The sequence below is a fragment of the Paludisphaera soli genome (assembly GCF_011064595.1).
Taxonomy (GTDB): Bacteria; Planctomycetota; Planctomycetia; order Isosphaerales; family Isosphaeraceae; genus Paludisphaera; species Paludisphaera soli.
Window position 1 is genome coordinate 91,978 of sequence record NZ_JAALJI010000007.1, and the last position, 24,051, is coordinate 116,028.

The following is a 24,051-nucleotide window of genomic DNA, read 5'->3' on the forward strand; positions in this document are numbered from 1 at the left end:
CCCGACGCCGCGGCGGGCGGCGTCGGGGGTTCGCCCGTTCAAGGGCTCGATCGCTCGGGACGTCTCGGTCAGGACTTGGCCGCGGCGACGGCCGGCGCGGCGGCCTGGCCGGCGTGCCGGAAGCCGGCCTTGAAGTCCTTGAGGGCCGCCTTGAGGTCGGCCAGGATCGCGTCGGTCAGCTTCTGCTCGCGGGTCAGGTCCTCGACCAGCTTGGGACGCGAGGCGTGGACGAACTCCAGGAACTCGCGCTCGAACCGCTGGACCTCGCGGACCGGGATGTCGTCCAGCGCCCCGGCCGAGCCGGCGTAGATGCTCATCGCCTGGTCGATCGCCGAGAGCGGCCGGTACTGGGGCTGCTTCAGCAGCTCGACCATGCGGTAGCCGCGGTCGAGCTGGGCCTGGGTCGCCTTGTCCAGGTCGGTGCCGAGCTGGGCGAACGCCTCCAGCTCGCGGAAGGCCGCCAGGTCGAGCCGGAGGCCGCCGGCCACCTTGCGGATGGCCCCGATCTGGGCCTTGCCGCCCACCCGCGAGACGCTGATGCCGACGTCGATGGCCGGCCGCACGCCCGCGAAGAAGAGGTCGGGCTGGAGGTAGATCTGGCCGTCCGTGATCGAGATCACGTTCGTCGGGATGTACGCCGACACCTCGCCTTCCAGCGTCTCGATGATCGGCAGGGCCGTCATCGAGCCCCCCGAGGTCGGGGTCTTGACGACCTTGTGCCCCTGCGGGTAGTTGGCCTTGAGGTCGTGGGCCGCCTCCTCGGCGCCGGGGACGCCGACGTAGACTTTCTTGTTGACGCCCGACTCTTCGCCCACCGACTCCGGCTTGGTGGACTCGGGGACGATGACGTAGCGGTTCGCCAGCTTGGCCGAACGCTCCAGGAGGCGGGAGTGGGCGTAGAAGATGTCGCCCGGGTAGGCCTCGCGGCCCGCCGGGCGGCGGAGCAGCAGCGAGACCTCGCGGTAGGCCACGGCCTGCTTCGAGAGGTCGTCGTAGATGCAGAGGGTCGGCTTGCCCTGCTCGTACATGAAGTACTCGGCCATGGCGCAGCCGGCGTACGGGGCGATGTACTGGAGCGGGGCCGGGTCGCTGGCGCCCGACGCCACGACGATCGTGTAGTCCATCGCGCCGTGGCGGCGGAGGATGTCGACCAGGCCGGCCGTCGTCGACTCCTTCTGCGCGATCGCCACGTACACGCAGATGACGCCGGTCCCCTTCTGGTTGAGGATCGCGTCGATCGCGATGGCCGTCTTGCCCGTCTTGCGGTCGCCGATGATCAGCTGGCGCTGGCCGCGGCCGATCGGGATCATGGCGTCGATGGCCTTGATGCCGGTCTGAAGCGGCTCGTCGACCGGCTGACGCTCGGCGATGCCGGCGGCCGGAGACTCGATGGCGCGGCTCAGGCTGGTGACGATCGGGCCCGCGTTGTCGAGCGGCTCGCCGAGCGGGTTCACCACGCGGCCGATCAGGGCGTCGCCCACCGGCACGCGGAGGAGCTGGCCGGTCGCGACGACCTCGTCCCCCTCCTCGATCTGGGTGTACTCGCCGAGGACGATGACGCCCACCGACGCCTCTTCCAGGTTGAGCGCGATCCCCTTGGCGCCGTTCTTGAACGCGACCATCTCGCCGGCCATGACGCCCGAGAGGCCGTGCACCCGGGCGATGCCGTCGCCGACCTCGAGCACCGTGCCGACCTCGGAGCGGGTGACCTCGGGCGCGAACTGCTCGACTTCACGCTGAATGACTGAACTGATCTCTTCGCTTCTGAATTTCATGCGTCTTTCCTTCGATCAGCCGCTGGCGTATCTGTTCAAGACGGTTGCGCACCGAGGCGTCGAGGACCACGTCGCCGATCTGGACGACGAGGCCGCCGATGAGTTCGGGGTCGATCTCGACCTGGAGGACGGGGGTCCCCGGCGTGAGGCGGGCCACCTTCTTCCGGACGGCCTCCAGCTGCCCCTCGTCGAGCGGGGCGGCGGTCCGCACGCGGACGGCGACCCGGCCGCTCTTGAGGTCCCACTGGCGGCGGACCTCGTCGGCGATTTCCGCGATCAGCCCGAGCCGGCCGTGCCGGTTGAGGACGCGGAGGAAGTTGAGCACGACCTCGGCGACCCGGCCTTCGAGCAGGTCCCGGAGGATCCGGTCCTTCTCGGCGGGCGGGACCTGCGACGAGGCCAGGATCGCGGCGAACCGGGGGTTGGGGCCGAGCACCTCGTCCCGGATCGCCGCCAGGTCGGCCAGGGCGGCGTCGACGTCGCCGGACGTGCCGGCCGCGCCGATCAGGGCGCCGGCGTAGGCGCGGGCGGCCTCGGCGTCGCCTTTGTCCAGGGGGCGGGCGGTCGACTTCCTGGCGCTCTTGGGGGCCTGGTCGGTGGTCATGCCGGGGCGCCTCCGGCGTTCGCGCCCTCGGGCAGCTCGCGGATGGCCTCGTCGAGCAGGCGGCGACGGTCGTCCTCGCCCAGGTTCTTGGACAGGACGCGGCCGGCGACCGTCACGGCCACGTCGGCGGTCCGGGCCCAGATCTCGGTCAGGGCCTGGTCGCGGGCGGTGGCGATGTCGCGCTGGGCGCGGTCGCGGGCGGCGTCGGCGTCGGCCTGGGCGACGCGGAGCAGCTCGGCGGCCCGGGTCTGGGCGTCGCGCTGGGCCTTGTACAGGAGTTCGCGGACCTTGTCGTCGGTCTCGGCCATCAGCTTTCGGTGCTCGGCCAGGAGCAGCTCGGAGTCGTTGCGGGCCTTCTCCGACTGGAGCAGGCAGTGCTCGAGGTGCTCTTCGCGGCGGTGCAGGGCCTGGACCAGCGGGCCCCAGGCGAACTTGCCGAGGACGGCCAGCAGGGTGAGGAAGACGACCAGCGTCCAGATGGCCAGGCCGGGCTGGATCTCCATCGGGTTCGACTTGCCGCCGTGCTCGCCGTGGGCGTCCGCCGGGCCCGCCTCCGGGCCGTGCGGCGCGGCCGAGGCCGCCGCGGGGGCCGTCGCATGGGCGGCCGGCGGCTCCTCGAACGCGGGGGCGGCGGTCGGGGCGAACAGGGCCGAGGCCAGCGCGACGAGTCCGGACCCCAGGACGGACTTGGAGATGCGGAGCATGGGAATGGTTCTCGCGTTTGCGGGGCGGGATCGTGAGGGCGTCGGGAGGGCGGGGCCGGGGGGCCTCGCCGGGCCGGGGGGGCGCGACGGCTCGCGCCGGCGTCCCCCGGCCGGTTCGGTTCGGGGACGATCAGACGATCAGCTGGAGCAGCAGCGCGAAGAACGTGACGCCTTCGATGAGGGCCGCGGCGATGATCATGGCCGTCTGGATGTTGCCGGCGATCTCGGGCTGGCGGGCCATGCTCTCGACCGCACCGCGGGCCAGCAGGCCGATGCCCAGGCCGGCGCCGATGATGATCAGGCCGGCGCCGATCGGGTTGAGGCTGACCGGGGCGACGACGGCGGCGCCGCCGACCGGGACCGCGACGGCGTCCTGGGCGAACGAGGCCCCCTGGCTCATGAGCAGCATGGCGAAAGCGAACAGACCGGTCTTGATCAGTTTCATCGGACCCTCGGGAAACTTAAATGGTGACGACTGCGACGAGCAGGGGCGTGCGGCGAGGCTTGTCGAAGCCCCGCCCCGGCGAGGGCCGGCGTCTCACGCCTCCCCCTCGCCGGTGTTTCATCATCGTGATCGTGCCACGCGGACGGTTCGAACTCGGGTCGTTCGCCGGGCGGCCGCGACGCGCCGCGGAGCGGACCCTTCGCCGGCCTCCGGTCAGTGCGGGTGCACCGCCGAGCCGATGAAGAGCGCCGAGAGGAACGTGAAGATGTAGGCCTGGAGGAACGCCACGAACAGCTCCAGCAGGCTCAGGGCGACCACGCCCAGGATGCTGGCCGGCATGACGAAGTAGAAGAGCCACCCGTGCGCCATCAGGATGAACCCCAGGATCACCGCCAGCACCACGTGGCCCGCGAACATGTTGGCGAACAGTCGCACGGCCAGCACGATGTGCTTGATCAGGAGGCCCACCAGCTCGATCGCGAACATCAGGGGCCAGAGGAAGTAGTTGAGCGGCTTGGGGACGTCGATGTGGGGGACCAGGCCGGTCAGGTAGCCCGCCACCCCCATCTCGCGGACGCCCGCGGCGACCACCGTCGCCAGGGTCATGACCGCCAGCACCGCCGTGACGTTGATGTTCCCGGTCGCCGAGGCGAACCCCGGGATCATCCCCAGCAGGTTGTTGAAGAGGACGAAGAAGAACGCCGTCCACAGGTACGGCAGGAACCGGTCGGCCCCGTGGCCGCCGATCGCCGGCCGCGCCACGTCGTCCCGGATGTACAAGAGCAACGCTTCGAATGCGTTGAAGAACCCCCCGCGGCTGACCGGCTGCCGGCGGACGTGCCGGGCCACCGGGACCAGCACCAACACGGCCAGGATCGCCGCGATCAGCTCCATCACCATGAACCGGGTGATCTGGAACCCCAGGGGGGCGGGCAGGTGGACCTCCAGCTGGTAGGAGGGGGGCGTCCACCAGGGGAATTCCAGCGTCGGATGGTCGACGACGTGGGCGAGGGGGTCGTGTGCAGCCATGTCGGGGGATTTCGCTCTTCTTCTTATTTGTCCGGCCCGCGGACGATCGGTCGGGGGACGTCGACCGGGGGCTTATCCGTTGGCTCGATCCGGGTCGCCGCCCGATCGCGGGGGGCGGCGTCTCTCCTCGGCCCGAGCGATGTCGCCGGGCAGCCGGAGGATGTGAGTCATGCCGATCGCGAAGCCGAGGACGGCCCCCCCGGCGGCGAGCCAGGGCCCGGTCTCCAGCCAGCGGTCGAGGCCGTGGCCGAGGACGGCGGGGAGGGCGAACTCCAGGCCGATCGTGGTGACGCGCGACCCCCATTCGAAGCCGGCGGAGGTCCCCGATCGCGAATCCCGGTCGCGGCCCAAGGTCCCCCTCCAGCTCGTCGACGCCGGGCGTCGGATGACGGGCCACGTCCGCACCCCGAACCTCGGTCCGCGAAGGGGCCGGAGGGGCGAAAGCGGGGATGGACCGAGGTCGTTCGAGACGGGTCGTCGCACGCCCGTACCATTAAGCCGTCTCAATGGCCCCCTGTCAACAGCCCAGGAACCCGGTTCGCGAAATTTTTCACAAAGTCCCCCGGGCCCCGGCCGCGGCGGCGGCCGGAACCCATGAGAATATGAGACCGCGAGGGGTTCCTCATCCGCCGATCGGTCGCGGCGGTTCGCGGGGCCGAAATCGGAATTGACAGGGTTTGTGTCAATGTGGTATCCCCGATGTCGGCGAGCAGTGATATGGCCGGAGCGACGCCCGTCGCCCTCCATCCCCGGGATACCGATGAGGGTCCAGCGATGACGTGGCAGAGGATCGGACGGGGCGGCTCTCGGTGAGGACAACGGTCTCGACCCTGGCGGGTCGACGGCCGTTTTTTTTTGCCCTTCGCCCCCTCCCGCCCATGCTCGTCCCGGCCGGTTCCGCCTTGCAGTCGACTAGCCTCGTCCGGGACACAGGGAGTTTTCCGGATCGGTCCACTCACGGAAGAATCACGCAACCCGTCATCCATCGCGGCCGGGCCCCGAGGCGCGACTGCGGTGTTGGAGTGGCTCCGCATGACCGTCGACGCGCTGAAGGATTGTAACAAGAAGCATCTCTCCCAAATGGCCAAGGAGCGGGGCATCGCGGGATGGCACGCGATGCGGAAGGACCAGTTGATCCGGGCCCTCTCCTCGACCCGGCCGGCGACGCCGCCGCGGGCCAAGAAGGAGCGTCCCGCCCCCCGGGCCCTCAAGAACGTCAAGCGCCCCGCCCCCGCCTCGTCCCCGTCCCCGACGGACGCCGCCGCCCGACGCCCGCTGGCGACCCCCGCGGCCCCCCTCGCCGCCCCCGCCCCGCACACGCTGGACCACGCCTCGCAGAAGGACCGGATCATCGTCCTGGCCCGCGACCCGTACTGGCTCCACGCCCACTGGGAGTTGAGCCGGACGACCCTCGCCCGCGCCCAGGCCGCCCTCGGCCAGGAATGGCACAGCGCCAGGCCCATCCTCCGCCTGATGGACGTCACCAGCGAGGACACGACCAACGCCGCCGAGCGGCCGATCCGGGACATCCCGATCCACGGCGGGGTGAACAACTGGTACATCGACGTCGCCAAGCCGCCCCGGACCTATCGGATCGACGTCGGCTACCTCTCCCGTAGGGGCAAGTTCTACGTCCTGGCGCGGTCGAACAACGTGACCACCCCGAAGGCCGGGGTGACGGACGCCCTGGAGGAGAACTGGGCCAACGTCCAGCAGCAGTTCGAGCGGGTCCAGAACCCCTCGACGATCAACGCCAACAAGCCGGCCTCGATCGACCTCAACGACCTGTTCGACGAGCGGCTCCGCCGCCCGCTCTCCAGCGTGTCGATGCAGAACCTGTCGCTCGGGGCGCTCCCCGGCCTGGGCCGCAACTTCCACTTCGAGATCGACGCCGAGCTGATCGTCTACGGGACGACCGAGCCCAACGCCCAGGTCACGCTCCAGGGCGAGCCGGTGCAGCTCCGGCCCGACGGCACCTTCACGGTCCGCTTCAGCCTGCCGGACTCCCGCCAGATCATCCCGGCCGTGGCGTCCAGCGGCGACGGCGTCGAGGAGCGGACGATCGTCCTGGCCGTCGAGCGGAACACCAAGGAACTCGAGCCGATGATCCACGACAGCAACGAGTTGTGATCGTCGCGCCGCCCCGCTCCGGGGCGGCCCGGCCGCATCCGCGACCGCCCGAGGGCGTCGACTCCCGCAGCCGACCCCCTCGGGCGGTCGCTTGCGCGGAGGTTGCCGCCGGGCGGCGGCGGCAGTAAAGTGACGGCGGAGGCGAGCCGCGAGGCCGACGCCCGAAGGCCCGGGTCCGGGGCGGGGGGAGGATTCTTGAGTCTCGACATCAGCGCAGTGCTGTCCGGCTGGGACTTCCAGCCCGACGACCTCCAGGTCCGTCTGATCGCCGGCGACGACGGCCGCGACCGAATCCAGATGCGCGTCGACCTGGGCGTGCTCCAGATGGAGTGCGAAGGCCGGCCCGACGGACGCCGCCCCCACGACGCCGAGTCGCTCCTGGACTTCCACGAGGAGCGCCGGAGGCGGGCCGTCGAGTCGGGCGAGGACTTCACGCTCGACGCTTCCGAATGCGCGGCCCTGATGCGCGAGGGGCTGCAGTATTACCACCGCTACCTCTCGGCCTTCCACCTCCAGCTCTACGACATGGTGGCCCGCGACACCGAGCGGAACCTCCGCCTCTTCGCCTTCGTCTCGCGGCACGCCGCCCGCAATCGCGACAAGATCGAGTTCGACCAGTACCGCCCCTACGTCACGATGATGCTCACCCGGGCGCTGGCGCTGAAGGAGATCGGCCGGGACGATGCCAAGGCGGCCCTCGACCGCGTCGACGAGGGCATCCGGAGGATCCGCGAGTTCCTCGTGGAATACCGCCAGGGCGAGCGCGAGGCCGAATGCTCCGAGCTGAACTTCCTCCTCCGCTGGCGGGCCGACCTGCACCGCGAGCGGCCCGTCGACCCGCTCGAACGCCTGGAGGACCAGCTCCGGGACGCTGTCTCCCGCGAGAGCTACGAGGAGGCCGCCCGGCTCCGCGACGAGATCGCCCAGCTCCGCGCCGGGGAGCCCTCCGAGCATCGCGGCCCGGGCTGATCCGGGGGGTCGTAGGGCGGAGGCCTCACCGCCGGGATTTGCTTGATTTCCGGGGGGCCTCGGCTATCATGAGGTCGTCTGGTTTCGGCCGGACGAGCCTCTGCCATGTTCGACACGGGGCGGTCCTTTTGGCGAACCAACGTTTAACCCGTAGGGATCCCAAATCGGTCTCCTGAAGCTCGTCTTCTCGTAGGCCTGCGGCTCCCACCTGAACTGCGGGTTCTCAAAAGCGCCCCAACGGCATTGCGGTGGAGGTTGTATGGCCCGTGTCCCCCCGTCTCGATGGGGAGCCACGGGCTTCTTTCGTCCCGGCCCCTTATCGACATGCCCACGACGCCCGCCAAGAAGCTCCTGCGGATCGAGACGATCGCCTCGATCCTAAGCCTCGACCCGGCCTCGCGCCGGGAGCAGGAGGCACAGATGATCGCGCGGCTCCGCGACCTGCCGGGCTACCGCGCGGCCGGCACGGTGCTGCTCTACACCCGGGCCTTCCCCGAGGAGATCGACACGACCCCGCTCCTGGAAGACGCCCTGGCGATGGGCAAGCGCGTGGCCTGCCCGCGCGTGGATCGTCGGGCCGGGCTGGTGCTCCACGAGATCCGGGACCTCGCGAGCGACCTGCGGCCCGGGATGCTGGACATTCCCGAGCCGCACTGGGACGCCCCGATCGTCGATCCGCGAGCGATCGACTGGGCGCTCGCGCCGGGGGTCGCCTTCGACGCCTCCGGGAACCGCGTCGGCCGAGGAGCGGGGCATTACGACCGGCTCCTGCCGAAGCTCCGGGAGGACGTCGAGGTCTGGGCCCTGGCGTTCGACCGACAGATCCGCGACGACCTGCCGGTCGAGCCTCATGACGTCCCTCTGCGGGGGGTGATCACCGCCACGAGGCGGCTGGAACGCTTGGGGCCGGGGCGGGACGGTCAGTCGACCTCGCCCCAGGAGGCCGCCGGCGGCTCGGCGTAGACGGCGAAGCGGCGCGGGAGGTCGGCCGAATCGGCGTCGCCCGCGTGGAGGATCACCCGGTAGGCGAAGCGGAGCGACTCGCCCTTCGCGAGGGTATGCTCGCCGTAACCCGGAACGCCGAATTCATGCCCGCCGAATGGGTTCGCCGCGAACAGTCCGTAAGTGCGGACGTGCCAGGTCGTCGGGTACCGGAAACTGCCGGGATGATTCAGGATCGCCAGGCCGACGGTCTCGCCCCCGACCGGACCCGAGTAGTCGACCCAGGCCGAGGGCTTGCCCCAGGCCGCGCCATCTTCGATCCCTTCGGCGTTGCGGATCTTGCCCCCTTTTTTCTTGTCGACGTCCATCGACGAGGCCACGCGCACGCCGAAAGTCCCCTCCTTCGTCTCGCCCAGCACGACTGGCCCTTCGGTGGCCTTGAGGGTCAGGTCGAAGTCGAGGATGCGGATCGCCTTGGTCTCGTAGACGGTCAGCACACGCTCGTCCTCGCAGATCTTGGCCCCCTTGGGGTCGAGCCAGTCGTCGCGGGTCTTGAGCCGCCCCATCACGGGCCCCTGCGCCAGGACCTCGCGGGCCGTTTCTCGGATCGAGGCCTTCTTGAGGGCCCAGAAGTCGACCCCGTTCACGATGCCGTGGGTGAACCAGAAGGACTCGTGGTGGGGGTGGTCCTCGGTCTCGCCCGCGACGGTCTCCATCGGATAGGCGCGGGTCATGGGCACGCCGCCGGGTCCGAGGAGCGGGTAGAGGATCGGCTTGGTCTCGCGGTCGACGCGATGGACGCCGAGCAGCTCACCGTCGACCTCGATCTTGAGGTTCGGCCCTTCGGCCTTGAACAGGACGCCCGCGCCGGCCGGGGCGGAATCCGTCGCTTTCGACGCGAGGAAGGAGAGCGGCCCTTCGACGCCGGGGGCGATCAAGACGAGCGTCTTCCTGCCCCCTTCGGCCGTGACGACGCCGGGGATGGCCGCGCCCGTCGACGGCTTCAGTTCGTAGAGGCCCGTCGCCAGGTCGTCGGGGGCGGGGACCGCCAGGGGGGTCTCGGGGGGGAGGCCGGCCTCGGGCTTGAGGGTCAGCCGTCGGTCGCCGCCGAAGGCCGCGGAGCAGCCGGCCAGGATCGCCAGGCCCGCCAGCGCCGCACGCCGGGGGAGGTTCTTCGTCGCGGGATGTCGCATGAGCCGTCCGCCTCAAATCGGGTGGGGATCGAGCGTGAGCGGTTCAATGTCCGTCACCACGGGCAGACTTGCAAGCGCGAAGATTCGCCGTTCCCAGGGCTCCCGGGGCCCGGGCTCTTCTTGAACTCTTTTTTTGTTGAACCGTTTGAACCGGCCGGATACATTGCCAGACGCTCCAGGGCAGGCGGCGCGGGTCCGGGGTCGGCCGACAGGCCAGCCGTCGAGACTGGAGTGGCGACGGCCCGGCGGCCTCCTCCTTCGCGATGGACGCCCCGGGGTCGCGACGACTGGCACGTTTCGGTCGATCGGTGGAGAGCCTGTAGCGGGCGATTGCGATGGCGAAAAGGCTTTACGTCGGTAATCTGAAATACACGACCACGTCCGAACACCTCCAGGAGCTGTTCGAACAGTTCGGGGCGGTTTCCTCGGCCCAGGTGCTCAGCGATCGCGAGACCGGCCGGAGTCGCGGGTTCGGCTTCGTGGAGATGCCCAACGACGACGAGGCGACGGCCGCGATCGAGAGCCTGGACGGCCAGGACCATGACGGCCGCCGCCTGACCGTCAACGAAGCCCGCCCCCGCACCCCGGGCGGAGGGGGAGGCGGCGGCGGTGGCGGCGGCTACCGCGGCGGCGGGGGCGGCTACGGCGGTGGGGGAGGCGGCTATGGGGGCGGTGGCGGCGGCTACGGCGGAGATTATTGAGCGTCAAGGGCTCGCCGCCGACCGATCCGGGACATACACTTCCAGCGTGTTCCCCCGTCGCGGCCGGCCATCCTGATCTCCTCGGGTCACGGCGGAACGCGACGGGGGAGGATTCCGAGTGGGGATCGCGCCGAGCCGGCGCGGGCCTCCGTCGCCTCGTCCCGCGCGAGTTCCGTCGATGAACCCACCCGTCCCGTCGCGGACGACGTCGCCCGACGTCCGCCAAGAACGGCTCGAACGCATCCGTCAGGTCGTCGAAGACCGAGTCCGCCCCGACCTGATGGCCGACGGCGGCGACGTCGAGATCGTCGGTATCGACGACGACGACATCGTCCAGATCCGGCTCCTTGGCGCGTGCCAGGGCTGCGTCTCGACCGTCCACACGACCACCATGCTCGTGGAGAAGGCCGTCAAGGCCGAGGTCCCCGAGGTCCGCTTCTTAGAAGCGATCCCCTGAGCGGACCCGTGGAGAATATCAACCTTCGCGACGTCCGATCCCGCGTCGACGAGCCCCCCTGGCTCCGTCCCCGGGCGGCCTACGTCCACATCCCCTTCTGCGCGCACAAGTGCGGCTACTGCGACTTTGCGTCGCTCGCCGGCGCGGACCATCTGGCCGATCGCTACCTCGACGCCCTGGAGCGCGAGACCGCCCGGAAGCTCGTCGAGCCTCGCGAGGTCGACACGATCTTCATCGGCGGCGGCACCCCCACTCGCCTCGATGTCCGACAGCTCGAACGCCTGGCGACCATGATCCGCCGCTGGCTCCCCCTGGCCGAGGGGGGCGAGTGGACCGTCGAGGCCAACCCCGGCACGCTCGACGCCGACAAGGCCGACGTCCTGGCCTCGGCCGGCGTGAACCGCGTCAGCCTCGGGGCCCAGTCGTTCCAGCCTCGGCTGCTGGCCGCGCTGGAGCGCAACCACGCGCCCGAGGAAGTCGGCCGCGCGGTCGAGATCGTCCGGAATCGCTTCCCCCGATGGTCGCTCGACCTGATCTTCGGCGTCCCCGGCTCCACCCTCGAAGACTGGCGGGCCGACCTGGAGGCGACGCTCGCGCTCGGGCCGTCGCACCTCTCCTGCTACGGCCTCGTCTACGAGAAGGGGACCGCCCTCTGGAAGCAGCTCCAGAAGGGGGAGGTCGCACCGGTGGTGGAGGAGGTCGAGCGCGAGATGTACGAGCTGGTGATGGATCGCCTGGCGTCGCGGGGGCTCGAACTGTACGAGATCTCCAACTACGCGCGGCCCGGCCACGAGTCGCGGCATAACCTCGTCTACTGGGCGAACGACGCCTACTGGGGCCTCGGCCTGGGAGCGGCCGAGTACGTCGACGGCGAGCGGACCGTGAACACCCGCGACATGCAGGGGTATCTCAGGCGGATCGAGGCCGACGAGCCGGCGATCGGCCCTCGCGAGCATCTCGAACCCGAGGAGCGGGCCCGCGAGACGGCCATGCTCATGCTCCGCCGCACGCAGGTCGGCCTCGACCGCGCCGACTTCCGGCTGCGGACGGGCTTCGACCTCGACGCGATGTTCGGCCCGGTCATCGGCCGATTCGTCGGAGAGGGGCTGCTGGAGGACGACGGCCGACGGATCCGGCTGACCCGGGAGGGCCGATTTCTGGCCGATCGCGTCCTCTGCGAGTTCGTCTGAGGCCCGCTCAGGCGCGTCGAAGCTGATCGGCGCGGGCGGCGAGCTTGATGACGGCGGCGTGGAAGACGCCGCGTGCGTTGGGGCTTGCGCCGCGGTAGTTGTCGACGAAGCCCTCGGCCTGGGTCCAGCCGACGACGTCGACGATCTGCCTGGCCATGACTTCGAGCAGCTCGTTGATCGACGGGGCCTCGACCTCGATCGGGGCCGACATCGCGATGATCCGGGGGTCGACGCCGCCGGCGAAGTGGACCTCCTCGGCGATCGCGGCGGGCGCGCCGCCGGCCTTGACCGGGGCCGCGTCGTCCCAGGGGGCCGTAGCGGCCGACATGTTCCGCCGGCCGCGCTCGGCCGCCTCGGGGGAGGCCCCGCCGCCCTCGTTGTCGCGGGGTCGGTTCTCGTTCGGATCCTTGGGGAGCCCCGCCGTGGTGTAGAGCTTGCCGTCGGCCCCGACCCGGCCCGGATTGTTGGGGATCTGGTGGCCGTCTATGAGCTGCTTGCGGATCTTGGCGACCAGCTCGCGGGACACGCCCAGCTCCTCGGCCGTGCGGCGGTCGGACCAGTCGTGATGGAGCTTCAGCTTCACCTCGACCGCGCGTCGACGTTCGGTACGAGACAGCGGCAGGCCGTGGAACAGGTTGACGCTGGAGACGTAGTCGAGCGCGTCGTTGAACGACCCCGGGCGGATCTCGGCGGGTATGGTCCGCTTGCCGAGCATGATCGCCGCGGCGTGGCGGTGGAAGCCGTCGGCGAGCAGCCAGCGCTCGTCGACGTCGTAGACGGTGATCGGCGGCAGGCGGTCCCAGGCCTCGGCGTAGCGCTCGACGGTGAAGTCGTCGAGGCGGTCGCGCAGGTTGAGGTTGGGGTCCAGGATCAGGTCGTCCAGGGCTACGTTGCGGATGTCCATCTCGGCCGCTCCCATGTCGCGCGTCGGCCCGGGGGAGGGGAGATTCGCGCGGATTCGCTTCTTCTCGTCTCTGTTCGGAAGGGTCTCCGTCGCCTAGGATCGGCAGGATCTTGAGCCTGTCTTGCGACGCTTCGCGCGGGAAGGGGCCGGCATTCGGAGGATGCGACGATCATGCAGATCGTGTTGACGGGCGCGACGGGAAGGCTCGGCGCCTACGTGCGGGAGCCGCTGGCCCGGACGGGATCGGAGGTCGTCGCCTGGGGCGGGGCCGGGGATGTGGACCTGGAGGATCCCGCCGCGATCGCCCGGGAGCTGGACCGGGCCGACGCCGACGCCGTGCTCCACCTGGCCGCGATCAGCGACGCCGAGACCTGCCGCCGAGAACCCGAACGGGCGCGTCGGATCAACGTCGAGGCCGTGTCGTCGATCGCCGCCTGGTGCCGAGCGAAGGGCCGTCGGCTGGTCTTCACCTCGACCGACATGGTCTTCGACGGCGGGAAGCCCTGGGCGTCGGAAGCCGACGAGCCCCGCCCGATCCTGGCCTACGGCGCGACCAAGCGCGCGGCCGAGCTGGAGGCCCTGCAGGCCGCCGACGCGGCCGTCGTTCGGGTCGCCTTGATGTACGGCCCGACCCGCTGCGGACGCGAGACCTTCTACGACAAGGCCGTGGCGAACTTGCGAGCGGGGTCCGTGCAGACGTTCTTCGACGACGAGTTCCGCACCCCCCTCGACTACGCGACGGCCGCCAAGGCCATCGTCGCGCTCGTCGTCTCGGACTTCCGGGGCGTCGTGCATCTGGGGGGGCGGGAGCGCGTCAGCCGATTCGAGATGATGAAGCGTGTCGCGAGGGGCCTGGGCCTGGACGAGTCGCTCGTCCGCTCCAACAGCCGGGCCGACGCCGTGTTCGCCGAGCCGCGACCGGCCGACGTCTCGATGGACACGAGTCGGCTCGCAGCGCTCCTGCCGTCGCTCGACCGGGCGCCGATCGAGGAGGCCGTCCGGGCGATGGAGCGACCGTCAGTCGGCTGATTCGGCCGGGGTCGGGTTGCGGCGGAGGAGGTAGTACGCCGGGACGCCCAGCAGGATCAGGACGCCGCCGCCGATGGCCTGCATCCGGGTCTCGGCGTTCGCGAGCATCGAGCCGAGCAGGAGCAGAGAGGCGGCCACGAACACCAGGGGAGTGATCGGGTAGCCCCAGGTCCTGTACGGCCGGTGGAGTTCCGGGCGGGTCCGCCGCAGCACGAAGACGCTGGTGATCGCCAGCATGTAGAAGACGGTCGCGCCGAAGATGACGTAATCGAGAAGGATGTCGTACAGGTGCTTCTTGTTGAGCGTCGTCCAGGCGGCGGTGACGAAGTCCGGCAGCCAGGTCTGCGACTTCGGCGGGGGGACCAGGATCAGGACCGTCCCCAGCACCGTCAGCCCGATCGCCCACACGGCCTGCGAGAAGATGGCGTTGGCCGGCGTCTGGAACCGGGGGTGGACGCGGTCGAACCACGCCGGCAGCATGCCGTCGCGTCCCATCGCGAAGTAGGATCGGGGGCCGGTCAGGGCGTTGCCGTTGAGCGAGATGAACGTCGAGCACATCACCAGGGCCGAGATCGCCAGCACGCCGTTGAGCCCCAGCAGGGACTTGCAGTAGACGGCGGCCACGGCGTTCTCGATGCCGTTCGGATCGTTGGCGGCGGCGACCTCCCCCATCGGCAGGACATAGTGGTAGGCCAGGGTCATCGCCATGTAGATCGCGACCAGCGTCGACATGCCGAGCACCATGGCGCGGGGGATGTTCCGGCCGGGGTCGCGGATCTCCTCCGCGAGCGGGGTGACGTTCATCCAGCCGTCGTAGGCCCAGAGGACGCCGACCATCGCGATCATCACGCCCGAGAAGAGGCTTGAATCGGCCCGCTCCGGCAGCCAGGGCGCGAGGTTCGCCGCGCTCCCGCCGCCGACCGCGAACGGCAGGGCGATCAGGGCGAGCACGCCGCCCACCTTGAGCCCGGTCCCGACGACCTGCAACCCGCCGCCGCCGCGCGTGCCCAGCATGTTGATCGCCGTGACGATCGCGATGGCCGACACCGCGGCGATCGCCTGCCAGGTCGGCCCGCCGATCGCCTCGGGTGCGGGGAAGATCTGCGCGAAGTAGCGAGAGAAGGCCGCGGCGAGCGTCGCCATCGACCCCGCCCGCGAGACCGTCAGCTCCGACCATCCGAACAGGAACGCCGGCAGCCGGCCGTAGGCCTCGCGAAGATAGACGTAGGGCCCGCCGGCCTGGGGCATCATCGCCCCCAACTCCGCCAGCGTGAGGGCCCCGGCCGTGGTGAAGATCCCCGCCACGATCCAGACCCCGAGGATCCCGCTCAGGAACGGCAGCTCATGCGCCACCCGAGCCGGCACCAGGAAGATCCCCGACCCGATCACCGACCCCACCACGACGCAGAGCGCGGCGACCGGCCCCAGCACCCGGGGGAGGACCACCGGGGGCGGGGGCGTCGTCGTTACGGTTTCCATTCAATATCCCTCGGCTCGATTACCCGGCCATCGCGTCGTCGTCCGTCGAGAGGAGGACGTATTCAACCATAAAGGACCGGCGACGCGATAGGCCGGGGGTCGATCGAGGGGGCAGCCTGCGGCTACTTCGACTTCGCCTCGACAGTGGGGCGGGGCTCGGGCCGCTCGGTCGCGGCCATCTCTTCGGCTTCTTCGAGGACATGCCGAGGCATGACGGCGACGAGGTTGCGGACGGTTCGCGTCGAGTTCGTAACCGACTTGTTCCCCAGTACGAGGCAGACACCGCTGTCGATGACCAGTCCGGATCCATCGGGGATCTGGCACTTCAATTCCTGGGATACCTCGACCGTCCCGCGCGAGAGGGAAGGCTCATGTCGTTGCTCGCCCCCGGCAATGGGTTCCTTCGGCTCGACGCCGGTCCCCAGGCGACTGACTACGCTGACGTCGAGGAGTTGTCCATTCGACGTCCGTTGCCCTTTCACCCCCAGCTCCGTGGTCCCGTTCAGTACTCCGCGGAAGCCGCCGTCGGCTTGCTTAGGGCCGAAGGCCTCGTGGAAGTCGACTATGACTCGAGACGCGCTGAGCAGGTCCAGAGCGGGGGCCCTCGATCCGGCGATCGGCGGCGTCCTGCGGCCCGAGCTCACGTGCGCCTTCGACTCTTCTAAGCACGTGACCTTGGGGGCGCGAAGCGTCCGCGTCGGATCCTGCGTCGCCACACCATCCAGGATCGCGGCCAGGTCGGCTTCCTTCACGAGCCAGGCTCCGTCGCGTTCGGTCTGGGGGACCTGATCAAGCCGACCCTCGCCAAGGCGCTCCCAGGCGTCGGCGTCGACCTCCAGGAAAACGACCTCGTACGAGATCATCTTGGCCTTGGCTTGCTTGATCAGCTCCTCGCGTGAGAGATCCTTGAGCCCGGTTCCGCCACGCCCTGAGTTCCGGAGCCGCTTTAGCAGGTTCTCGCGGGAAAGCGTCTCGGGATCGGCCCGCATGAGGCGGCGGAGCTCTTCCACGGGGATGTCGAGCTTCGGGGCCGCGGGTCGGGGCGGGTCGACCGGCGCCGGCGGCTTCGGCTCCTGGGCGAAACCGATGGAGGCCGCGACGGCCGCGAGGATTAGCGCGGCGGGAAGGCCGGCGAAGGGCCAGGCCGAGAGGCGGGGGCGGTTGGGCTTCATGCCGAGCAGCTCCTGAATACGGGAAAGCAGGGTGGTGCGATCGCCGCCGACGGGGAGGTTCAGGCCCAGACGGAGGGACCGCCGAGAAGTCGGACGGAAGAGGGCCACGGATTCCAGAGCCCTCGCCAGGGCCAGGGGGTCGCCCGTGAGGCGGGCAGCCAGGGCGTCGGCGCAGGGCTCGGCCTCGCGACGGGCGGAGCGGGAGAGCCAGTGGACGCAGGGATGGAAGAAGAAGCAGGCTTCGATCATCCGCTGCATCAGGTTCGCGACGTGGTCGAGCCGCCGCGCATGGGCCAGTTCGTGGGCGAGGACGGCGTCGATCTCCGGCGTCGTCGCGGTTTTCAGCCAAGCATCGGGAATCAGGATCGCAGGCCGAAGGACGCCCGCGAGGCAGGGGGCGGGCATCCTGGGATGGACTCGCACCGATGGCGTGCGACGCAGCCGGAGACGCCGGGCGAGAGCGCGTGCGCGTCCGTCGAGTCGCGCCTCCCCCCTCGACTCCTGGAGCAACCGCCGCAGGCGGAGCGCTCCGATCGACAAGGCCGCCCCCGCCGCGACCACGCCGGCCGCCCAGAGGGCGGTCGCGTAGGGGGACGCGGCCTGGATTCCGGTCGCCGCCCGATCGAGGGCGATTCGGAACCGATCGGACCAGCCGGCCGTCGCATCGGACCTGGGGGCTTCGATCGCGGGTGAGGGCGGGGCCATCGAGGATTCGTGGTCCCGATCGATGGCCAGCCGGACGGATGCCGTCTGGATCGCCGGGACTTCATATCGAGATCGCAGCATGATTTGCGCGATCGCCGCGGCCGGCGAGCCGATGGCCACGACGCCCAGGCTCGCGAGGAAGAGGACGTGGCGGGCGCGGTGCGACCCGAGACGACTCGACAGCAGGGCCGCGACGGACGCGGCTGCGAGGCCGATCCAGACGCTGTGGAGCAGGGCGGCCCCGATCAGCCTTTGGGCCGCCTCGAACGCTTCGGGGGGCATGCCTCGCCTCCTTTCGGATCCTGCGCGGGGGGGCGGGATTCGTAACGGTCGAGGAGGTCGCGGATCGCGTCCAGTTCGCCGACCGAGGGGGACGACTGGTCGAGCAAGTGGGAGACGAGCAGGAACGCCGAGCCGTCGTAGGCGCGTTGCAAGGTCTCGCCCAGGAGCGAGCGCAAGGTCTGCTCGCGGGGCGATTCGGGCTCGTAGGCGAACGCCCGCCCGTGCGGCGATCGTTTCAACAGGCCCTTGTCCGTCATAACGTTCAGGAGGCTCATGACCGACGTATAGGCTCGGGGCTTCTCCTGCTGGGAGTTGGCCGCCTCCAGGACCTCGCGGACCGTCGCCGGCCGGCCCAGGTCCCAGAGCACCTTGAGCAACTCCAGCTCGCCGGGCGTCGGCTGCTCCGCGCGGGGACGCGCCATGGGTGCGGACTCCTTTCCTTCATGATGGGTGGCGATGCTTCGAATCGTCCGACGCGAGCCAGTCTACGGTTTTCGCCGTAGTTGTCAACGGTGGAAACCGTAGACTGGCTCGCGTCGGTGTCGGCTCCGCCTCCTGAAGCTCAGGGCCGCGCGGCGATGTCGGCGGCCTGGCGGAGGGCGGCGGTGGCGCGGGAGACGGCCTCGATGGTGGCGGGGACGGCCGTCTTGAGGAGGTCGGGCTTTCCGGTCTCGATCGCCTCGCGGACGGCGGGGAGGGGCCACGAGGCGTAGCCGGTGGTCAGGCCGGGGGCGTAGACGGCGTGCTTGAACCAGGGCCGGCCGGCGAGTCCGTCGGTCATCAGGAACGCGCGCTCGATCCGCGTCAGCGCCTCGTTGAGCGCCTCCAACTTCTCGGGCCGCGCGCCGTCCTGCCTGGCCAGGGCGTCCAGCGCGTCGTCCAGCCGCTTCGCCTCGGCCTCGAAGGCGAGCACCGAATCCGCCAGCGCGGCGAGGCCTTCGAAGCCCTCGTCGGCCGCCGGCGCGGGGGCCTTGCGGACCTGTCGGGCGCGGAGCAGCCGGATGTCGTCGACGTAGGAGCGGAGGCCGTCGGCGTAGGGGGTGAAGCGGAAGGGGAGGACGTCGGCCCCGGCGGCGCGCATCAGGATCGCGACGTACAGCCTGGCGGCGGTGGCGTGGGTGAGGAACTCGGGGTCGCCGTACTTCTCCATCCAGGTGAAGTCGTCGTAGATCGAGTGGTAGACGCCGTAACGGCCCCCGAAGCCGACGTCGACGGCCGGCACGCCCAGGTGGTCCAGGAACGCCGTGTAGTCCGAGCCCGAGCCGAGCGGTGCCATCTGGGGGATGAAGCCTCGCGCGGCGGAGGGCTTGCCGTCGCGGGCCCAGAACGGGTCGGCCAGGACCAGCGGGCTTGTCGCGACCCATCCGGCTCGTTTGGAATCGAGCCAGATGTCGCGGAGCGGGCGGCCGGAGCGCGGGTCGGTCACGGCGGCCGCCGAGCCCAATACGAGGTCCCGGAGCGAGGGGACGCCCCCCATGTCCAGGTCGGGGCCGCTGACGGCGGAGTCGACGTTGAGCATCAGGGCCGCCTTGCGGTCGACGTCGCCGGCGAACTGCTCGGCCCACTCGGTCGAACCGACGAGGCCGTATTCCTCGGCGTCCCAACTCGCGTAGAGGAGTGTCCGCCGGGGCTTCCAGCCGTCTTTCACGGCCTTCCCCAGGGCGCGGCAGACCTCCAGGGTCGCGGCGGTGCCGCTGCCGGGATCGACGGCCCCGTACACCCAGGCGTCGCGATGGTTGCCCAGCATGACCCAACGCTCGGGCTCGACCACGCCGGGGAGCCGGGCGATGACGTTCCAGATCGTGCGGACCTTGTAGTCGGTCGAGACCGTCATCGTCGCCTCGGTCGGCCCCGGCCCGACGTGGTACGAGACGGGGAGCCCCCCCTGCCAGCCGGCGGGGGCGCCCGGGCCGGCCAGCCGCGTCAGGATCTCGTTCGCGGCGCCGTAGCCGATCGGAAGCGAGGGGATCGTGGCGAAGTACTCGGCCCGCTTGAGTCCGGTCTTCGCCTCCCATTGCTTGACCTGATCCTCGATCTGGAGCGGGAAGCCGAAGCGGGCGTCGATCGGCAGGCGTTCGGCGCCGGCGATCGAAGGCCCGCGAGGCGTGGACGGGTCGCCGGGGCCGAGGGAGAGGAACTGCACGCTGCCGCGCTGGACGGCCGATTCGGGGCGGTAGGGGCCGTCGGGATAGACGTCCCCCTTGGCGTAGCCGTCGTCGGCCGGGTCGGAATAGATCAGGATCCCCTTCGCGCCCCGGCTCTGGGCGTTGAGGACCTTCAGGCCTCGGAAGAGGCCGCCGTAGCGGCAGAGGACGATCTTGTCGCGGACGTCGATCCCCAGGCCCTCCAGCGCCTTGAAGTCCTCGGGCCGGGCGTAGTTGGCGTAGACGACCTGGCCGGACGCCGTGCCCGAGACGCCGTAGCCGTGGAAGGCGGGGAAGGCCGTGGAGTTCGCCGAGTCCTTGTCGTCGGCGACCGGCTTTTCCTCGATGTCCAGGTCGAGCGGCTCGGGGCGGTCCAGGGCCAGGGTCGGCGGCGCGGAGGGCTGGTTGAGGAGGACCTCGTAGGGGACGATCTGGGCGTCCCATCCCCATTCCTGGAGCCGGTCGCGGACGAACTTGGCGGTCCGTTCGTCGGCGGGGGTGCCGGCCGGGTGCGGTTCGGCGGTCAGCGTGCGCAGCCACGCGCGGGCCTGATTGGGCGTGGGGACGGCCATCGCCTTCGCCTCCGCCGCGCGGTGGGCTGCCAGCGAGGCGGGGGCGAATCCGATCGGCGTCGGCTCGTCGCCGAGGAGTCGATGGGGGCCGGCGGCCGCGAGGAGCAGCAGGGAGGCGTGGGCGACGAGTCGGACGGGGAGTCGACGGGCTCTGGGCATCCGGGGCCTCTCACGAAGTGCCGACGCTTGACGGGGTCGGGGGCGGGCGACAGACTCGAAGCCGCTCCGGTCGGAACGCCAGGATACGCGCCCGCCCTACGAGTTTCCAGTGTCGCGACGGGGGCCGCCGTCGCGATCGATCCCCTGGGGGCGTCGCCCTTTGCGTGGGGCGACGGGGGGCGATCGGCGGAAAATCCGCGGCGAGGACTAAGGGACGCCGCCGCGGGCCGTTGTCCTGGATGTACGCGAACACGTCCCTTATCGAGCACGCCGATGGCAGGTGAACGCGACCTCGACGGCGACGCGTGGGTGCGCGACGCGGTCTCCCGCTATGAGGGGCCCCTGTCGCTCTACGCGCGTCGGCTCCTGAACGACGCCGAGGCGGCCCGCGACGTGGTGCAGGACGTCTTCCTGCGCCTCTGCGCCCAGGACCGCGCCGACGTCGACGGCCATCTGGCCGAGTGGCTGTTCACGGTCTGTCGGAACCGCGCCCTGGACGTCCTGCGGAAGGAGCATCGCATGACCCGATTGCAAGACGACCAAGTCCAACGCTGCCTCAGCCCCGCGCCGGGCCCGCAGGACGTCGCCGAACGCCGCGACCTGGGGACCCGGGCGCTCGAATTGCTGGACACCCTGCCGCCCAACCAGCGCGAGGTCATCCGCCTCAAGTTCCAGAACGGTTTCTCTTACCAGGAGATCAGCCGGATCAGCGGCCACAGCGTCTCCAACGTCGGCTACCTGATCCACGCCGGGATCAAGACCCTCCGGAGCCGCCTGTTCGACGGCCAGCCCGCCGAGGCCGGCGCCTGAACCCGCGAGCTTGGAAAGGAGAAACCGAAGATGAGCTTCGACATCGACGACCCCCGGCTGACCGCCTTCGCCCTCGGCGAGCTGGACGGGGCCGAAAATCAAGACATCGAGCGCCTGCTCGCCGAACATCCCGAGGCCCGCAAGCAGGTCGACGAGATCCGTCTCACCGCGAGCTGGCTCACCGAACGACTCCATGAGGAGCAGGCCCGCGAGACCGCGGCCCTCGCCCCGACCGTCGACCCCACCGCCGAGCCGGCCTCGCCCCGGCTCGTGGGGACCGAGACCTCCCCGACGCCCCGGCCCTGGTGGCGGTCGCCGACGATCCTCTCGTCGATCGCCGCGACGATGATGATCGGGACCGCCCTGGCGCTCCTGCCGGCCGTCCAGTCGCGTCGCGAGGCCGCCGAACGGGCGAAGGTCGTGAGCGAGATCGACGCCTCCGCGCCCGCGTCGGGCCGTTACGCACACCAGGAATCGCTCATCCCGCCCCCGCCGGCCGCCGAGCCCATGCCGCTCGATTCCTTGGCCGCGGCGTCGCCCGCCCCCCCGGCGGCGAAGCCCGCGGAGACCTTCTACGGCCGGGGACGTGGGCTCAAGAGGGACGCCGCGCCTCGCTCGGCCGGTCGCGAGCTTGCGGACCTGGCGGCGGTGGCCAGGCGGGAGGCCCCGTCGACCATCCGTGATTTCGACTCGTTCTCGGACGGGCCCGCTCCCGCGGCCGCCCCTCCGGGACTTGCGGCGAACGGCCCGCAGTCAGCCCCGACGACGTCGGCGGGCGCGGCTGTGAATTTCCAGGGCGGCATGGCGGGAAGCCTCGCCCGGCAAAATCAGCCGATCCAGGTCGAGGGCGTCCGTCGTGAGATGATGCTGGGACAGGGGCAGCAGGGCCAGGTTGGCGATCAGCAACGGGGCCAAGCCCAGCCGAGCCAGCCAGCCCGGGGAGAACCGACCATAACTGCCGACCTGAGCGATCGGCCCGTGATCGAAAGCCGATTCGGGGCCGCCGAGAAGCTGGCCAAGCAGGAGGCGCTGGGCCTGGAGCTGGCCCGGGGCGGCGAGCCGAGCGAGCCGGCCGGACACACCGTCGCGGCTTCACCGGCCCCGACGAATTTCGCGGTCGAGCTGAAGGAGGCCGAGTTCGATCAGTCGCCCGGCAAGCGGAAGGACGCCGTCCCCGCCCTCCAGCAGGTCGAGGCGAGGCTGGCCGAGGAGGCCGAGGTTCTGCAGCGACAGCCGCCCGCCGCCGAGCCCGTCGCGGCGGTCGCGGAGAATCCGTTCGTCCTCGTCGGCCAGGAGGCGGTGTCGACCTTCTCGATCGACGTCGACACGGCTTCCTACTCGATCGTCCGGCGCTCCTTGATGCAGCAGAATCGGCTGCCGGCCCCGGACGAGGTCCGGATCGAGGAGATGCTCAACTACTTCCCGTATCAGGACCCGCCGCCGCCGGCGACGAGCCCCGACCCGTTCGCGATCCGCGTGGAAGTGGCCCGCTGCCCCTGGAACGCCGGCAACCGGCTGGCCCGGATCGGGATCGTCGGCAAGCCGATCGTCCAGGAGGCCCGCAAGCCCAGCAACCTCGTCTTCCTGGTCGACGTCTCCGGCTCGATGGACCAGCCCAACAAGCTGCCGCTGGTGCAGTGGGGGCTCCAGAAGCTGGTGGAGGAGCTCGGCGAGAACGACCGGGTGGCGATCGTGGTCTACGCCGGGTCTTCGGGCCTGGTCCTGCCGTCGACCTCGTGTCTGAACAAGGCCGAGATCCTGGCGCGGATCGAGGAGCTTCGCGCCGGCGGCTCGACCAACGGCGGGGCGGGCATTCAGCTCGCCTACGACCTGGCGGCGTCGAATTTCATCAACGAGGGCGTCAACCGCGTGATCCTGGCGACCGACGGCGACTTCAACGTCGGCGTCACCAGCCAGGACGAACTCGTCCGCCTGATCGAGTCCAAGGCCAAGGGCCCGAAGCCGGTCTTCCTGACCGTCCTCGGGTTCGGCATGGACAACCTCAAGGACGGCACGCTGGAGAAGCTCGCCGACAAGGGGAACGGCCACTACGCCTACATCGACGGCCCCGAGGAGGCCCACAAGGTCCTCGTCGAGGAGATGGGCGCGACGCTCGACGTGATCGCCAAGGACGTCAAGATCCAGGTCGAATTCAAGCCCGAGCAGGTGAAGGCGTATCGGCTCGTCGGCTATGAAAATCGGGTGATGGCCAACGAGGACTTCGCGAACGATCAGAAGGACGCCGGCGAGATCGGCGCGGGGCACCACGTCACCGCGCTTTACGAGATCGTCCCGGCCCAGGCCGAGGACCGGCCGGCGGAAGCGGCCTCGGCCGACTCGTTCGTCGTCCGGCTGCGGTACAAAAAGCCCGAAGGGAACGTCAGCGCCTTGATCGAGCGACCCGTCGCGGATCGGGGGCTGGACTACTCCGAGGCTTCGGACGACTTCAAGTTCGCCTCGTCCGTGGCGGCGTTCGGGATGCTGCTGCGGCGCTCGCCGTCGGTCGGCACCCTGACCTACTCCGGCGTGATCGAGCTGGCCTCGCCCACGCTGGCCCACGACCCTTCGGGCTACCGCAAGGAGTTCCTGGGCCTGGTGCAGAAGGCCCGCGACCTCGGCGTGCCGGCGCTGGCCGCGCCGGTCGAACCCTGACCGG

21 protein-coding genes are annotated in these 24,051 nt (G+C 70.4%); 9 read left to right on the forward strand and 12 right to left on the reverse strand.

All coding sequences use genetic code 11. From position 1 onward, the window contains the following. Positions 1-68: 68 nt before the first annotated feature. From atpA to G6O68_RS11395, 6 genes are all read right to left on the reverse strand, one after another. Positions 69-1,775, reverse strand: coding sequence for a F0F1 ATP synthase subunit alpha (gene atpA, locus G6O68_RS11370; protein WP_165247741.1), 1,707 nt, complete (start codon positions 1,773-1,775; stop codon positions 69-71). After that, positions 1,732-2,379: an ATP synthase F1 subunit delta gene (gene atpH / locus G6O68_RS11375; RefSeq protein ID WP_165247744.1), complete on the reverse strand. Its 648-nt coding sequence runs from the start codon at positions 2,377-2,379 to the stop codon at positions 1,732-1,734. The genes atpA and atpH overlap by 44 nt, the downstream gene beginning before the upstream one ends. Beyond that, complete coding sequence (gene atpF / locus G6O68_RS11380; protein ID WP_165247746.1) at positions 2,376-3,083, reverse strand: F0F1 ATP synthase subunit B; 708 nt, start codon at positions 3,081-3,083, stop codon at positions 2,376-2,378. The genes atpH and atpF overlap by 4 nt, the downstream gene beginning before the upstream one ends. Before the next feature lie 130 nt (positions 3,084-3,213). Next, on the reverse strand, positions 3,214-3,528 hold the full coding sequence (gene atpE / locus G6O68_RS11385; protein ID WP_165247748.1) for an ATP synthase F0 subunit C: 315 nt from the start codon (positions 3,526-3,528) through the stop codon (positions 3,214-3,216). Positions 3,529-3,741: 213 nt separating this feature from the next. Continuing rightward, positions 3,742-4,557, reverse strand: coding sequence for a F0F1 ATP synthase subunit A (gene atpB / locus G6O68_RS11390; protein WP_165247750.1), 816 nt, complete (start codon positions 4,555-4,557; stop codon positions 3,742-3,744). Positions 4,558-4,629: 72 nt separating this feature from the next. Continuing rightward, entirely contained in the window at positions 4,630-4,908 is a 279-nt protein-coding gene (locus tag G6O68_RS11395; RefSeq protein WP_165247752.1) for an AtpZ/AtpI family protein, read from the reverse strand. Positions 4,909-5,589: 681 nt separating this feature from the next. On the opposite strand from G6O68_RS11395, the gene G6O68_RS11400 reads away from it, so the two are divergent. The 3 genes from G6O68_RS11400 (at position 5,590) to G6O68_RS11410 (ending at position 8,619) form a co-directional block, all read left to right on the forward strand. Continuing rightward, a complete protein-coding gene (locus G6O68_RS11400) occupies positions 5,590-6,687 on the forward strand; it encodes a DUF4912 domain-containing protein (protein WP_165247754.1) in 1,098 nt (365 codons plus the stop codon). A gap of 195 nt (positions 6,688-6,882) precedes the next feature. Next, on the forward strand, positions 6,883-7,656 hold the full coding sequence (locus G6O68_RS11405; RefSeq protein WP_165247756.1) for a UvrB/UvrC motif-containing protein: 774 nt from the start codon (positions 6,883-6,885) through the stop codon (positions 7,654-7,656). 324 nt (positions 7,657-7,980) lie between these two features. After that, entirely contained in the window at positions 7,981-8,619 is a 639-nt protein-coding gene (locus tag G6O68_RS11410; RefSeq protein WP_165247758.1) for a 5-formyltetrahydrofolate cyclo-ligase, read from the forward strand. On the opposite strand, the gene G6O68_RS11415 is transcribed toward G6O68_RS11410, so the two are convergent. Beyond that, on the reverse strand, positions 8,577-9,791 hold the full coding sequence (locus tag G6O68_RS11415; protein WP_165247760.1) for a DUF6807 domain-containing protein: 1,215 nt from the start codon (positions 9,789-9,791) through the stop codon (positions 8,577-8,579). The genes G6O68_RS11410 and G6O68_RS11415 overlap by 43 nt on opposite strands. A 335-nt stretch (positions 9,792-10,126) precedes the next feature. Between G6O68_RS11415 and G6O68_RS11420 the strand changes: the two genes are divergently transcribed. The 3 genes from G6O68_RS11420 (at position 10,127) to hemW (ending at position 12,139) form a co-directional block, all read left to right on the forward strand. Then, entirely contained in the window at positions 10,127-10,492 is a 366-nt protein-coding gene (locus G6O68_RS11420; protein WP_165247762.1) for an RNA recognition motif domain-containing protein, read from the forward strand. Between the two features lie 178 nt (positions 10,493-10,670). Next, positions 10,671-10,949, forward strand: coding sequence for a NifU family protein (locus tag G6O68_RS11425; protein WP_165247764.1), 279 nt, complete (start codon positions 10,671-10,673; stop codon positions 10,947-10,949). 8 nt (positions 10,950-10,957) lie between these two features. Continuing rightward, positions 10,958-12,139: a radical SAM family heme chaperone HemW gene (hemW, locus tag G6O68_RS11430; RefSeq protein ID WP_240911128.1), complete on the forward strand. Its 1,182-nt coding sequence runs from the start codon at positions 10,958-10,960 to the stop codon at positions 12,137-12,139. 7 nt (positions 12,140-12,146) lie between these two features. Here the strand turns inward: hemW and G6O68_RS11435 are convergent, their stop codons facing one another. Then, a complete protein-coding gene (locus G6O68_RS11435) occupies positions 12,147-13,043 on the reverse strand; it encodes a ParB/RepB/Spo0J family partition protein (protein WP_165247766.1) in 897 nt (298 codons plus the stop codon). A gap of 171 nt (positions 13,044-13,214) precedes the next feature. On the opposite strand from G6O68_RS11435, the gene G6O68_RS11440 reads away from it, so the two are divergent. Further along, positions 13,215-14,072: an SDR family oxidoreductase gene (locus G6O68_RS11440; protein WP_165247768.1), complete on the forward strand. Its 858-nt coding sequence runs from the start codon at positions 13,215-13,217 to the stop codon at positions 14,070-14,072. Here G6O68_RS11440 and G6O68_RS11445 read toward each other — a convergent pair. The 4 genes from G6O68_RS11445 to G6O68_RS11460 form a co-directional block, all read right to left on the reverse strand. Further along, positions 14,061-15,551, reverse strand: coding sequence for an APC family permease (locus G6O68_RS11445; RefSeq protein WP_165247770.1), 1,491 nt, complete (start codon positions 15,549-15,551; stop codon positions 14,061-14,063). The genes G6O68_RS11440 and G6O68_RS11445 overlap by 12 nt on opposite strands. Before the next feature lie 122 nt (positions 15,552-15,673). Next, the gene (locus G6O68_RS11450; protein WP_165247772.1) at positions 15,674-17,710 is read right to left on the reverse strand and encodes a M56 family metallopeptidase; all 2,037 of its coding nucleotides are present in this window, start codon (positions 17,708-17,710) and stop codon (positions 15,674-15,676) included. Beyond that, positions 17,674-18,132, reverse strand: a complete 459-nt coding sequence (locus G6O68_RS11455) for a BlaI/MecI/CopY family transcriptional regulator (protein WP_165247774.1) — start codon at positions 18,130-18,132, stop codon at positions 17,674-17,676. The genes G6O68_RS11450 and G6O68_RS11455 overlap by 37 nt, the downstream gene beginning before the upstream one ends. A gap of 140 nt (positions 18,133-18,272) precedes the next feature. Beyond that, on the reverse strand, positions 18,273-20,585 hold the full coding sequence (locus G6O68_RS11460; protein ID WP_165247776.1) for a M28 family metallopeptidase: 2,313 nt from the start codon (positions 20,583-20,585) through the stop codon (positions 18,273-18,275). A 273-nt stretch (positions 20,586-20,858) separates the two neighbouring features. Here G6O68_RS11460 and G6O68_RS11465 point away from each other — a divergent pair, with 273 nt between their 5' ends. Beyond that, complete coding sequence (locus G6O68_RS11465) at positions 20,859-21,395, forward strand: RNA polymerase sigma factor (protein ID WP_165247778.1); 537 nt, start codon at positions 20,859-20,861, stop codon at positions 21,393-21,395. 30 nt (positions 21,396-21,425) lie between these two features. Further along, positions 21,426-24,047, forward strand: a complete 2,622-nt coding sequence (locus tag G6O68_RS11470; RefSeq protein WP_165247780.1) for a YfbK domain-containing protein — start codon at positions 21,426-21,428, stop codon at positions 24,045-24,047. The last annotated feature ends 4 nt before the right edge of the window (positions 24,048-24,051 follow it).